9 protein-coding genes are annotated in these 13,383 nt (G+C 64.9%); 1 reads left to right on the top strand and 8 read right to left on the bottom strand.

Features of this window, described 5'->3' with window-relative positions; genetic code table 11:
- The first annotated feature begins 6 nt into the window (after positions 1-6).
- Positions 7-780 carry a precorrin-6A synthase (deacetylating) gene (gene cobF, locus DM450_RS21205; protein WP_142638899.1) on the top strand — a complete coding sequence of 258 codons (774 nt, stop codon included), beginning with the start codon at positions 7-9 and terminating at the stop codon, positions 778-780.
- A 243-nt stretch (positions 781-1,023) separates the two neighbouring features.
- On the opposite strand, the gene DM450_RS21200 is transcribed toward cobF, so the two are convergent.
- The 8 genes from DM450_RS21200 to DM450_RS21165 form a co-directional block, all read right to left on the bottom strand.
- The gene (locus tag DM450_RS21200) at positions 1,024-1,647 is read right to left on the bottom strand and encodes a response regulator transcription factor (RefSeq protein ID WP_142639482.1); all 624 of its coding nucleotides are present in this window, start codon (positions 1,645-1,647) and stop codon (positions 1,024-1,026) included.
- 2 nt (positions 1,648-1,649) lie between these two features.
- On the bottom strand, positions 1,650-3,326 hold the full coding sequence (locus DM450_RS21195) for a sensor histidine kinase (protein WP_142638897.1): 1,677 nt from the start codon (positions 3,324-3,326) through the stop codon (positions 1,650-1,652).
- Between the two features lie 91 nt (positions 3,327-3,417).
- A complete protein-coding gene (locus tag DM450_RS21190; RefSeq protein ID WP_142638895.1) occupies positions 3,418-5,064 on the bottom strand; it encodes a family 43 glycosylhydrolase in 1,647 nt (548 codons plus the stop codon).
- Between the two features lie 17 nt (positions 5,065-5,081).
- Positions 5,082-6,647 (bottom strand): GH39 family glycosyl hydrolase, encoded by a 1,566-nt coding sequence (locus DM450_RS21185; protein ID WP_221889492.1) that lies wholly within the window; start codon positions 6,645-6,647, stop codon positions 5,082-5,084.
- Between the two features lie 168 nt (positions 6,648-6,815).
- Positions 6,816-8,396: a tryptophan halogenase family protein gene (locus DM450_RS21180; protein WP_142638893.1), complete on the bottom strand. Its 1,581-nt coding sequence runs from the start codon at positions 8,394-8,396 to the stop codon at positions 6,816-6,818.
- Positions 8,397-8,458: 62 nt separating this feature from the next.
- On the bottom strand, positions 8,459-11,395 hold the full coding sequence (locus DM450_RS21175; RefSeq protein WP_142638891.1) for a TonB-dependent receptor: 2,937 nt from the start codon (positions 11,393-11,395) through the stop codon (positions 8,459-8,461).
- A gap of 247 nt (positions 11,396-11,642) precedes the next feature.
- Positions 11,643-12,443 carry a GDSL-type esterase/lipase family protein gene (locus DM450_RS21170; protein WP_142638889.1) on the bottom strand — a complete coding sequence of 267 codons (801 nt, stop codon included), beginning with the start codon at positions 12,441-12,443 and terminating at the stop codon, positions 11,643-11,645.
- Positions 12,440-13,378: an alpha/beta hydrolase gene (locus tag DM450_RS21165; RefSeq protein WP_142639478.1), complete on the bottom strand. Its 939-nt coding sequence runs from the start codon at positions 13,376-13,378 to the stop codon at positions 12,440-12,442. Before DM450_RS21165 ends, DM450_RS21170 begins: the two co-directional genes overlap by 4 nt.
- Positions 13,379-13,383 lie beyond the last annotated feature (5 nt).

Genomic DNA, 13,383 nt, shown 5'->3' with positions numbered 1-13,383 from the left:
GGGGCGATGATCGATCTGCACCTGATCGGCATTGGCACCGGCAATCCCGATCACCTGACGATGGCGGCGATCCGGGCCATGAACGGGGCCGACCTGATCCTGCTCCCGCGCAAGGGCGGGGAAGGGGATGGCAGAAGCGATCTCGTCGATCTGCGCCGCGTCCTTTGCGGCGCCGTGCTGACCCGGCCGGTGCGTGTGGTGGAGTTCGATCTTCCCGCTCGCGCCGCCGAGGGGCCCTATATCGAGGCGGTGCGCGACTGGCATGCCGCCATCGCCGCGGCCTGGCGGGCCGAGATCGATGCCCATCTCCCGCGCGGGGGCAAGCTGGCGCTGCTCGTCTGGGGCGATCCCTCGCTCTATGACAGCACCTTGCGCATTGCCGCGCGATTGCAGCGCGAAGGACTCGATCTGCGGACCCATGTCGTTCCCGGGATCAGCAGCGTGCAACTGCTGACGGCGGCCCATGCGATCCCGCTGAACACGCTGGCCTCGTCCGTCACCATCACCACCGGGCGGCGGCTGCGCGAACGGGGCTGGCCGGACGGCGCGGATACATTGGTGGTGATGCTTGACGGGGGCTGTGCGTTCGAAACGCTGCCGCCGGAAGGTATCGAGATCTGGTGGGGGGCTTTCCTGGGCTTGCCGCAGGAAGCGCTCGTCAGCGGGGCGCTGGCCGAGGCCGGGCCGCGCATAGCCCCGCTCAGGGCTATGCTGCGCGAGAAGCATGGCTGGATAATGGACATCTATCTGCTGCGACGGCCAGCGGGTTCGCGGCCTTGAGCAGTTTCCGATCCGATTGCATCGGATCAGCTGCTCTAAAATTCTGGTTTCGAAAAATGGCTGACAGGATGGGGTCGCCCATCCCGCCAGCCAGTCCAGGGTAAACCCGTGAAACGGGTCGCCCTTCGGGTCGCCTCGTAAAATCGTCGCACCTGGCGCAAAGCGCGGATCGCGCTGCAGCCTCTGGAAACAGGGACTGCTGCATGGCTGAAGGGAGTACCATCCGGGAAATTCCCGGAGACGTTATCGCGGCAGGGGAGGCGTTCCCTCACCGCGGCTGAGTGCGATCAGCTGGGCCAGCCCGTTGGTCTGTGTCTTGGCCACGATCGCGGCGCGGTGGTCCTCCACGGTGCGTGCCGAGATCGCCAGGCGGTCGGCGATTTCCTTGTTGCTGTGTCCGCGCACCAGCAGGTCGAAAACCTCCCGTTCGCGCCGGGTGAACAGGGACGTCAGGGTCAGGATCCGCCGTTCGCGTTCCGACCAGTTCAGCCCTTCGGAGACGGCGCTGACAAGGCGGTCGGTGTCGATCGGCTTCTCCAGATAGTCGAGCCCGCCATGGCGGCGCACGGCGTCGACGGCGTGGGTGGTGGTCGGCCAGGCGGTCATGAACACCAGCGCGAGCGCCGGGACGCGGCTGCGCAGGCTTTCCGCGAAAGCGAAGCCATCGGTGGTGCCGAGCTGGATGTCGCTGACGAGGCAGCCGAATACCTGTCCGTCCAGTGCCGTGGACACGGTTGCGGTGTCGAAGAACGCCTGCGCCGCGAAGCCGTGTCGGGTCAGTAGCCGGGCAATGGTGCAGGCGAGGTCTTCATCATCGTCCAGCACGGCGACCATGGCGGGCGGGGGCGCCGTGTGAGGGGATTGCATCGTCATGTCGGGGTTCCGGAACGCGGCGTGTAGAGTGGCAGCGAAACCACCATGTGCACGAAGCCCGGCTCGTCGTCGCGGACCAGCATGCCGCCGTGGGCCTCGATGATGGTGCGGGCGATGATGACGCCTATGCCCATCCCGGCCCCTGAGGCCGAGGGCGGAACGGGGCGGGCCGAAACGGCGTTGGTGATCCGGATGACGGCATCGTCGCCCCGCATCTGCGTGCTCATCCGCAGGGTGCGGTCCGCAGCAGCGGTGATGGCATTGCGCAGCAGGTTGACGATCGCCTGCGAGAGCTCGATTTCCTGGGCATGGACGGTGAGGTCGGGCGGAACCGGTGCCAGCACGAGCTGGCATTCCGCGCTGCGCAGTTCCGGCGCGACCATCTGCACGGATGATTGCAGCAGCATGCACAGCGGCAGGGGAGACGGCTCGTCCACGGAGCGGCCGCCGAACCGTCGCAGCCGCCGGACCAGTTCGGAAAGGGCATGGGCCTTGCGGTCGACCAGTGCTGCGCTTTGCGCGATGTCGGCATCGAGGTCGGCCGTGCGGCTCCTGAGATGGCCTGCCTCGATCGCCAATGTGGAGAGCGGTTGGCTGATCTCGTGGATCACCGCCACCGACATTGCCCGCAACGTCTTCAGCCGCTCCGCCTGGAACAGCAGGCGGTTGCGCCGGGCGAGCATGTCCTCGGCAATCTTCTGGGTGTCGGCGTAACAGCCCGACAGCCAGGTGACGATGGCGACGGCGGCGAGGCTGAGGTGCAGGTTCAGCCGCTCTCCATCGCCGAGCGGCCCGGCGGAATAGGGGAGGAACAGGGCAATGACGGCCAGGATCGTGAACCAGGCGGCGGTGCGGCCGTGGCGCAGGCCGATCCAGGCGCCTGCCAGGAGCAGCGGTGTCGGTTGCGCGCCGAGACCGGCGCGCCATAGCGCGACGGTCAGCCACATGGAGGCGCCGAGGATGACGGCGCCGGGCACGAGCAGGCGCCAGCCGGGCATGGCAAGGGCGCGGGGTTCGGTCGAGCGATAGAAGCGTGCGAGTGACAGCAACGGCGGTGCCAGCACCATGATGCCGAGCAGGTCGCCGAGAGCAAGGCCGGTCAGCGACACCACCAGCTGCACCCGGATTGCCGATGGTCCCGCCGTGGCAGGAAGCGCCAGTTCCAGCGGTACGAATAGCAGCGCATTGAGGGCTGGGGCCAGCAGCGCGGCGATACCCAGGCGCATGGGGGCAGCGGTAACCGGTTCGCTGCCGCCTTCGGCTCGGTGGCCCGACAGGCGGCCGGCCATGGAGCGGGCAATCGCGATCGCGGCAGCGTAGGCAAGGGCCGGGCGCATGATGTTGATGCTGTCGTGAATGACGCCGGAGCCGGTGAGCGGCAGCACCCCGGTCATCGCATCGACACAGAGTTCCGTGGCCATCAACCAAGGGGTGATCGCCAGGCCTCGCCGCCAGAGTGCCGCAAAACGCAGCCCGGCGGCGGGATACCATAGCGAAAAGAATCCGCCTCCGCCCCATGGGTGGGCAGCCCAATGCAATGCGGCGAAGGCCAGCCCGTAAAGCGCCAGCAGCAGAAGATCCGAGGCGTACTTGCGGACAAGATCCGCCGTCAGGTCTGCCGCGCCGGTCTGTGCGTCGCCTGCCTTCGCGGAAATCGTCTTGGTCCAGTCCATCACGGCACGTGCTTTGGCCGGTTTGTCGGAAGCGGGAAACCCGGAATATTCACGGGGCCCCGCTTCCGGCAAGCCGGGCTCGCGCAACGTGCTATGCGATCATGGCATTGGCACGGTAGCGGAAGTCGCGCAGGCGCACTTCGCCCTTTCCGGCGGCATAGATGCCCAGGCGCAGGCTGAGGAACCCGCCGAAGGTGTTGTGGTGCATTCCCGAGACTTCCATGCGCGTATCGTGGCGCTGCCAGCTGCGGCCCTCGTCATGTGAGAAGTGCCAGGTCACGACATTTTCCCGGTTGGTGAGGCGCAGGCGCAAGGTACGGGCGGAATGGGGGATCCCGGCCCACGGCAACTCCTGCGAGTATTCGAAGAGCTTGAGCGTCCTGGCCGTGAAGCCCAGCCCGACAAAGGCCTTGTGGTTGTAGAACAGCAGCAGGCCCGCCTCGGCATCCTCGCTCAGCAGGTCGAGCGTGATCTCGGCCTGGTAACTGCGATCCCCGGCGATGCAGGTGAGCGGCGGGGAATCCGCAGGGGAAGTGCCGCTCGCGGCGAGCACCAGGCCGCCGGGCCGGTATGCCGAGCGCTTGGCATCGCCGTCCGGCGCGAAAAAGGTCCACTGCAGGCCCATGCGATCCGCGGAGAAGTCGTCGGACAGAGCTGGAAGCGATGGACCCGGCTTGCCGCCAGCCGGTTTGGCAAGCGGCTGCGAGAGGTCGCCGCCGCGTGCCCTGAACCAGCCGTCCCCGGTCCACTCGATCGGTTCCAGCAATGTCTGGCGGCCAAGCGTGCGCAGGCCGTTCTCGTAGCCGTGGTAGACCATCCACCAATCGCCCGCCGGTCCTTCGACCAGCGTGGCATGCCCGCGCGACCACCAGGGCTCCGCCGTGCCTTGCGTGCGAACGATGGGATTGTACGGGCAATGCTCCCATGGCCCATGGACGGAGCGGGAGCGGGCGGTGATGACCATGTGCCCGGTGACCGGACCGGCAGTACCGCCGATGGCGGTGACAAGGTAGAACCAGTCGCCGCGGCGCAGCAGCTTGGGTCCTTCCGGCGCGAAGTTCTCGACGATCCAGTCGTCGGGATAGCGCCAGGGATCGTAGGCCTTTTCCAGCGGACCATCGGTGGTAAGGCCGTCATCGGTCAGCCGGACCTTGCGGATGCCGTTGGTGAAGAGATAGCGCCGCCCATCCTCGCCCACGACATGGCCCGGATCGATGCAGCCGGGAATGTCGAGGTCGACCGGATCGCTCCAGGGGCCGCGGATGTCATCTGCCCAGATCACGTAGATCGACCAGGGTTTGCCATCGGGGGCGGCCGGGAGATAGATGAAGTAGCGGTCCTTGTGCTTCACGAGATCGACAGCCCAGACGCTGCCGAGATTGTGCGTGAGGGCCGGGCCGATCGGCGACCAGTTCACCAGATCGCGCGATTGCCAGATCACCAGCCCGGGGTAGTAGTCAAAGGAGGAGAACGTCATGTAGTAGACGTCGCCGTCCTTCAGGATCGACGGGTCGGGATGATCGCCGGACAGGATCGGGTTGCGATACGTGCCGTTGCCGAGATCGGCCTTGCGCTGGCCTTCGGGGCCTGTTCCCCAGGTCGGCGCGCGGCCAGGCGCGCGTGCCGCCGCCTCGCTCGCGAGTGCAGGGGCCAGAGCGGCCAGAGCGGGGGGAACGGCGGCGGGCAGGGCCGCGCCGGCAAGCGCGCCCTTGAACATGGTGCGGCGGGTCAGGCTCATGGTATTTCCCTGGTCGGTCACGAGGCGGGTTTCAGCGTTACGAGCACGACGTCGTTGGTCTGCATCGGCAGTTCGACCAAGGCGGTGCCGTCACGGCCGACGGAGATGGTCTTGCCGGTTTCCGCCGTGTCGGCGGTTTCCTGGCGCAGGCGATCGAGCTGTGCGGCATCGACGGATTCCGGCATGCCCATGTCGATATAGAGCGAGAGCGGATCGTTGTGCCGATAACCGGTGCGGTGCGTCTCGAGCCGGTAGCGGCCCGGCGCGAGGTGCTCGAAGCGGATCGTTACCGGATCGCTCGCCCTTGATGGCTGGAGGCGGGTGTAGAACGGCTTGTTGCTCAGGGTCTGCTCGGGCTGGTGCCAATCCCAGACCACCGCGCTGACGGCCTTGCCCTCGCGCGAGGCGAACGTGAATTCGTCCGCCACCGGGATGGCCCGGCCGCGCAGGGCATGGAGGTACTTGTAGGCGAACCATGCCGGCTTGCGGATGCCCTCGCGGTTCATCAGTCCGAACCCGCCGTGGAAGGGCGTGGGCGGCGGACCGGGCTCCTCGAACAGGTCGGTGTAGGTCCAGTAGCTCATGCCCTGCACCATGCCGGCGGTCTTTTTGAGTTTGGTGAGGATGTAGGGCGCACTGACATAGCTGTCGTGCACGAAGTCGCGGGGGGTGTAGCTGGTGCTCCACTCGGTGAAATAGAGCGGGATGCCGGGATAGGCGGAAGCCTCGATCTGCTCGCGCACGCGCCGCACATCGCCGATGATCGCGTCGGGCGAGGAGGAGAGCTTGGTGTCCTGCTTGCCCTGTTCGTCGAGGAAACCGCCCTCGACGCCGTAGGTATGGGTCGCCACGAAGTCGACCGGCAACTTGTGCTCGGCCGCAAAGGCCAGGAATTCGGGGACCCAGGCCGCCCCGGCGGTTGCCGGGCCGCCGACACGCAGGCGCGGGTCGATGGCCTTGATGGTCCTTGCCGTATCGGCGTAGAGGTCAAGATAGGCGCGCTGGTCGGCGCCTTCCCAGAACCCGTCGAGATTGGGTTCGTTCCACAGTTCGAAGTACCAGCTGCGCACTTCCTCGGCGCCGTAGCGCGCGCGCAGATGGGTGACAAAGGCATGGATCAGCTTGCGCCACTCTGCCGGATGGGGGTGCGAGGTATTGCCCTTCCAGTAGAACAGCTGCTGGTCCGAAGTGCGGATCGCGGCCGGGCTCCAGCCCAGCTCCACGAAAGGTCGGATCTTTCTGGCGAGCAGCGCGTCATACAGCGCGTCGATGCCGCTCCAGTCGTAGACGATCTGCCCGTTTTCCTTGCGGACGGTACCCAGCACATCATGGAAGATGTCGTGGAAACGGATGTAGCGGAAGCCGAGTTCGTCGGAGGCGACCTGCAATTGCGCCTGGCTGTCGACGCGCCTCAGAGTGCCGGGGTAGTCCGATCCGACCGAAAGATCGTAGAACCGATCGACCGGCGCGCCGGCACGGGCAGCGTCGATGCGGACTACACGTTCGGCCGAGCTGGCGGCGCCAGCCGGTCCGGCACAGAGCATCGTGACCGGCGCAATGATGGAAAGGGCCAGAGTTTTCATGCATCTCCCTCAAGCAGATCCGAGCTGCTGTTTTGCGGAATGTTAGCGCAATCATTATTGATTGCAAGGTGTCACGTCGCTGGCGTTTCGGCTTGATGGACCCGTTTACTAGGACGGCGGCAAGAACGGGTTCTTGCCGCCGCTAGTCGCTGTTCCTGTCCTGCGAGGCTACGCGCGGATCCCGGCAAAGGCCTGGATCGTTGATCCCGGTTGCGGTGCGAGCATCTGGCGAGTGAGTTCGCGATTGCCGGGCAGGTTCGTTACGGCATATTCGCTCTGACGCCGCACTTGCTCGAAGGCTTCGCGGGCTTCGGGCCTCAGGCGCATGATTCCGGCCTTTGCCGACAGATCGGTCTTCCAGCCCATCCCGTAGAGGATGCATTGCCAACTGGTGGCGGGGAAGATGTCGACGTTGGGGTTGAAGTCCTTCTCGTTCGGCGGCCGGTGACGCCATCGGTCGAGCAGTTCGTTCAGGCTGTCCGGAACCGTTTCAGCCCGCACGTTGTCGCGCCAGAAATCGGTGTCCCGGCGCTGTGTCAGGCTGTAGTGAAGCTTGAGGAAATCACGGGCGCGTTCGTACCGTTCGAGCATGCCCCTATTGAACTGGCGCGCCGAAGTCTCATAGTCGCCTGCCCAGGGGAACAGGTTGGCAATCGCACCTGCAGCGATTTCCGCAAAGACGATGCCCGTTGCCTCCAGAGGTTCGAAAAACCCGCTGGAAAGTCCGACCGCGACGCAGTTCTTGTACCAGTTGACTTCGCGATATCCGGCATTGAACTGCAGGCGCCGCGTTGAGGCGGTTTCGCCGTGCGTGCCAAGATAGCTGCGCAGGGTTCGTTCTGCCGTTTCCGGATCGCAATGGGCAGAGGAGAAGACATAGCCAGTGCCTCGCCGGGTCTGGAGGCCGATGTCCCAGATCCAGCCGGCATCACGGGCTGTGGAAAGAGTGCAGGACTGGATCGGGGTGGTCGGCGTGTCGTAAGGCACCTGCGCGGCAATCGCGCTGTCGCAGAACAGCACGTCGGTGCAGCTTTTCCACTTCTGCCCCAATGCCTTGCCGATCAGTTCGGCTCGGAAACCGGAGCAATCGATAAAGAGGTCGGCTTCCAGCACCCCGTGCGCTTGAGTGCGCACACCCGCGATGGCGCCGTCCTCGGTGCAGAGCACTTCCTGCACGGTATCGGCAATGTGCAGAACACCGTTGGCGATGCCCTGGTCACGAAGCAGCAACGCCAGCGCCCCGGCATCGAAATGGAACGCGTAGTTAAGTACCCCGGCATATTCGGGATGATTGGCCAACTTGGGCGCACGCAGTGCGTCGACCGCGCGTTTCTGAGGTGTGCTGGCCTCATCCCAGGGCATGTCGCCGGCTTCGCCCAATAGCCAGTAGGGCAGGTATTCCGGCCCTCCCTTGCGATCGTCCGCTTCCTGGAAGCCGTGAAGATAATTGTCGGCACCGCCATGACCGGCGGGGTGCAGCCAGTCGACGAACTTCACGCCTTGCTTGAAGGTCGCTTCGCAGCGGCGAAGCAGGTCCTTTTCACGGACGCCGATACGCTCCAGCGTGCGGCGAATGGTAGGGAACGTGCCTTCGCCTACTCCGATGATCCCGATGTCGGGGGATTCGACGAGTGTGATGGAGATCCCGCCGGGCAGATCGGCCCCCAGCATCTTGGCGAGATAACCGGCCGTAAGCCAGCCAGCCGTACCGCCGCCTACCACGAGAATCCGCTTCACCTTGGCATCCATGAAACCACACGCTCCCCGATGTGGATCGGGCGGACCGTTTGGCCCGCCCGATGTTTCTTTTATCAGAACGTGACGTTGATGCCCATTCGGTAGCGACGGTCGCTCTGGAACCAGCTGCGTCCGTAAAGTTCGCCGCCGGGGTAGCCGCCCATCACGGTCTTCTGCGTGGCGTTCAGGATGTTCTGGGCCTGAAGCTGGAAGTTGAAATGGTCGTTCACGCGGAAGGTGATGCCGGCATCCAGGGTGCCGTAGCTGGCGCCATAGACCGGCAGGTTGGTTGCAACGCTGGTGGTAGCACCCGAAGCGTCAGTATAGACGTAGCTGTTGTTCGTGCCGCTTGCCGTGGTCGACTGCAGATAGCGCGAGCGCCAGCTGTAGGCGATGCGCAGCGAGAACGGGTCCTTTTCGTAAAGGAGCGCGGCGTTCACGTTGTGCTTCGACAGGCCCTTCAAGGGCACGTCGTTACGCTTCACGCCGTCGATGTCGAAGTAGAGGTCGCCGGGGTTCTTGCTGTCGATGAAGGTGTAGTTCGCTTCAACGCCGAAGCCTGCGAGCCAGCCGGGAAGCTGGTCGAAGAACGTGCGGCCGCCGAGTTCGATGCCCTTGACCGTTGCGGTTTCATCCGAGGTGTGGGCATCGTTGGTCGTGGCGAGCGCCTGTTCCGATGTGCCGTCGGCGAACTGAACCGTGATGGCGCGCTGGGCGGCGCCAAAGACGACGAGGTCCTTGATGCTCTTGTAGAAGCCGGCGATGTGCAGCGTCGTCCCGGGCTTGGGATACCATTCGAGCGACAGGTCGAAGTTGTTCGACATCGTCGGTTTCAGCGTCGGATCGCCGCTGGTGGTGGTGTAGTTGGCGAAGGTATTGGGAGCGCCATTACCACCCGAACCGGCGATCGTGTTGACCCCCAGGGTTCCCGATGCGCGCAGGTCGTAGAACGAGGCGTTGTCCATCGTGATGTTGTATGCGGCGCGAACCTTGACCGATTCCACGGGGGCATACGTCACGTTCACGGCGGGCAGGACACGGGTGTATTCTGCACCGGCACTGCGGATTTCCGCAGTATTGGCGACCGTATAGATCACACCGTCGCGTTCGAACTGCGTCGAGGTCTGCTGGAAGTAACCCGTGCTCTGGTTCTTCACGTTCACCACGCGCACGCCGAGGTTACCGGTCAGTTCGGATTCACCCCAGTTGGTGCCGAAGTTGACCATGGCGTAACCGGCCAGTGTCTTGGTCGAGTAGTTGGTCTGGTCGCCCGGCAGGATGAACCCGGGCGTACGACCCGGCGAACCGCCGTACAGGTCGAAGAAGCCCTGTACGCTGGTGTTGCGGATGAAGTCGATGGCAGGGAAGTACTGCGTTCCGGGCAGTTGGATATCGCCGCGGAAGAAGTCCTTGAACACGTGCGATTCGTAGTCGCCCGAACGCCCGTCGGCAAACGACACCACCGGCGAGCCGTTCCAGCCCTGGCCCAGTGCCGACCACGCGTAGCCGTTATCGAGGTCACGCTCGGTCCGCTTCGCCCAGCGTCCGCCGACCTTGACGGCCTTGAAGAAGCCTTCACCGACGTCATAGGTGAGGTCCGCCTGTGCGGAGTCCATCTTGCCTGCGTTGTCGTTGTTGTGGGGCATCACCGCCTGCCATGCGTAATTGGCAGGGTCGAGCAGCGCGGCTTGGGTGCTGTCGGGTACCGAGATCTGCGGCAGGCTGCCGCTCAGGTCGAGCCCGTAGCTGGTCGGGAAGTTGACGGTACGGAACACCGAGATACGGTCAACCGAGGCGGTGGACTTGGTGTGCTGGTACGAGGCCTGGACGGTGATCGGCAGGTTTGCCGGCTTCCAGTTCAACGAGCCCGAAATGTCTTCGGTCTTGTTCTTGCCCTTCCAGAACGCGGAAGTGCCGCCGCTCGAAATCGGTGCGCCGGTCGGCAGGCCGGTCGCCGGGTCACGCTGGAATACGGCCGGCGAGGAAATCAGGCCGCCATTCTCGTTGAACTGGCTTTGCGACGGATCGACTGCGAGGCTCTGCGAGGTGACGAACGAGCCGTACTCGAAGTCGGTGTTGCTGTACTTCGACTGGAAGTAGATGCCGGTTAGCGTCAGGTCCTGGGTCGGCGACCACTGCACGGCACCGTAGATACCGTCGCGCTTGCGCTGGTAGTTTTCCTCGCCGTAGGTGTAGCCGCCCGGAATGAAGTAGTCGTTGCCCTGGATATTGGTCCGGTAAAACTCCTCCATGCGCACGAACTGCGACTTCGTCGACAGCTGGCTGTGCGCGTAGTCGAAGACGAAGCCGAGATCGCCGATGCCGGTGTTGAACTTGCCGGCGACCAGGCCCGAGGCGGAATAGTCCGACTTCTGGGACAGATCGCCCATGCTGAGGTCCGCGCTGCCAGCGAAGTGCAGGCCGTAGCCATAGTCGAACGGCAGCTTGGTGCGCAGGTCGACCGCGCCGCCGGTACCGCCTTCGATCTGGTCGGCGGTCGACGACTTGTAGACGTCCACGGCCTGCATCAGTTCGGGGGTGACGTCGCTGAATTGAAGCGAGCGACCGCCATTGGCGCTGAAGATGTCGCGGCCATTGAGGCGCGAGGCGACGCCGGACATGCCACGAACCTGAATGCCGGAGCCTTCGGCCGAATAGTGGTCGGGGTCGTTCAGCGACTGGAAGCGGACGATCGTAACGCCGGGGACGCGTTGCAGGACTTCGGTGATCGAGTTGTCCGGCAACTTGCCGGCATCGTCGGCAACGACCGAGTCGACGATGGAGATCGCGTTCTTCTTGCGATCATCGGCGGACTGAAGCGCGGCGCGGCGACCGGTGACGACGATGGCGTCGGCCTCGGCAGTGGTCGGCGCCTGCGCGGCATCGTCTTGCGCAAAGGCCGCAGTCGGTGCTGCACATGCGAACAGCGCTGTGGCGGAAACGCTCAAACCCAGCGCGCTGCGACGATCAAGAGTCGCGATTCCGCGACGAATCTGTGTGAAAAACGCCATAACTGTGTCCCCTCCGGTCCCATGTGATATTGCGCTGCAACATGGTGATAGCGCTATCACTTCGTATTACATCTAGCTTTGCGGCGATTCTTTGACAGATTTGCCGTCGCTATGAGGATTGCCACTACCATCGGCGTAATAATGGCGCAACATGCGATTTGTTGACCGCTAACATCTTGCGGCAAACTGTGTCGATTTTGCTTCACTGTGTCGGGCGAACGCCCGTCAGCCGTGGCCGGCGTTGCCGTTATTTGCGACTTAGCGTCCGTTCGATTGCGACTTTTGCGATGGGTGCCATCCGGGCGTAACCCTCGGCCAGGGGGTGGACGCCGTCCTTGGTAAAGCGCTGATCCATCAGGCCCTGCTTGTCCGCCAGCGCCGAATAGTAGTCGGCAAAGGCGTAGCCGCGCGCCTTTGCCAGCGCCTGAAGCCGCGTGTTGATGCGGCGCAGTTCATCCGGTTTGCGCTCGCGGATGACGTAGTCCGCCGTGGGCGTGTTGGTGACCGGCAGGATCGAGCAGAGCACCACGCGGATGCCATGGCGATCGGCGATGTCGGCCATGGCTTCGATATTGGCGACGATGCCGTCTTCGCTCTCCATCTGGAGGAAGCCCGAAACGTCGTTGACGCCGCCCAGGATCACCACTGCGCGGGGCTGCAGGGCCACGACGTCCTGCTGGAAGCGCACCAGCATCTGTGCGGTGACCTGGGCGCCGATGCCGCGGTTCACGTAAGCCTTGCCGGGGAAGTACCGGCCGAGGTCCCACATGTCGGTGATCGAATCGCCCAGGAAAACGACACGATCGTCCCCCTTGGTCGCGGGCTTCAATGCCGCATTGGCGGGTGCGTAGAGATAGCGCTCGCCGAAGTCCTGCATCATCGAGGGTACCAGCTTTTCGCGGAACGGACCCGCCCATGGCCCCCAGTCGCGCGTGTCGGTAACGGTGCGGCGCTCGGGGCTGGACTGGTAATGTTGCGGTTCGCCAGCGCCGATCAGCAGCACGGCCGCGGGCAGCAACAGGGCAAGGGGGGCCTTCGGGGCCTTCATGCGGTGAAGACCCCGTGGCGCTTGCCGTAGGCGTGGAACAGGTCCGGCCAGGCGTGGGCGGGGGTATCGTTGCCGAGCCGGGCGCCAAAGCCATGCCCGCCCTTGTCGAAGCCGTGGAACTCGACCGGGCGCTGCTTGGCAAGCATGGCCGTGTACATGGCCATGCTGTTGCCGATGGGGACGAGGCCGTCGTCGCTCGAGGCGGTGAGGAAGACCGGCGGGGTGTCCGCGGTCACCCGGTTTTCGACCGAACCGGCCTGGCGCAGGGCCTCGCTTGCGTTCTGGCCGAGCAGATTGTCGCGTGAGCCGCCGTGGGTGAAGGGCTGCGAAAGGCTGACCACCGGATAGATCAGGCCGGCAAGGTCAGGGCGGGCCGAAAGCGTGTCGGCCTTGTCGACAGGCGCGTAGACCTGCTCGTCGAACCGAGTGGCGATCGACCCGGCAAGGTGGCCGCCGGCGGAAAAACCGAGCACGGCCACGCGCTTGGGGTCAATGCCGAATTCGGCGGCACGCGACCGCACCAGTCGCACCGCGCGCTGAGCGTCCTGCAGCGGCACGGTTTCGCGGTTCGCCCAGCCCTCGCAGGGGAGGCGGTAGGAGAGGATGAAGCAGGTGACGCCGCGCGCGGTGAGCCAGCGGGCCTGTTCCTCCCCCTCGTTGTCCCAGGCGAGGAAGCCGTATCCGCCGCCCGGCAAGAGGATCACCGCCGAGCCGTCACGATAGGCGGGCTGGCGCACTTCGAGGCTGGGGGCGGCGATGCCGGTGACCCAGCGGTCATCCCAGGCCGCGTCCTTGCTCTGCTGCTGAATCTTGCGGACGGGCAGCTTGGCTGGTGCGCCGGGGGCCTTGCCGGGCCAGAGCGGAAGCGAGGGGCCGGAATAGCCGATGGCGGTCGGCCCGGCCATGGCCTTGCCGGAGGTCATCGCCGCCGCCATGCCGG

Origin of the sequence: Sphingomonas sp. IC081 (genome assembly GCF_006874585.1) — a bacterium.
GTDB lineage: Bacteria > Pseudomonadota > Alphaproteobacteria > Sphingomonadales > Sphingomonadaceae > Novosphingobium.
This window is presented reverse-complemented; position numbering and strand designations above follow the sequence as displayed.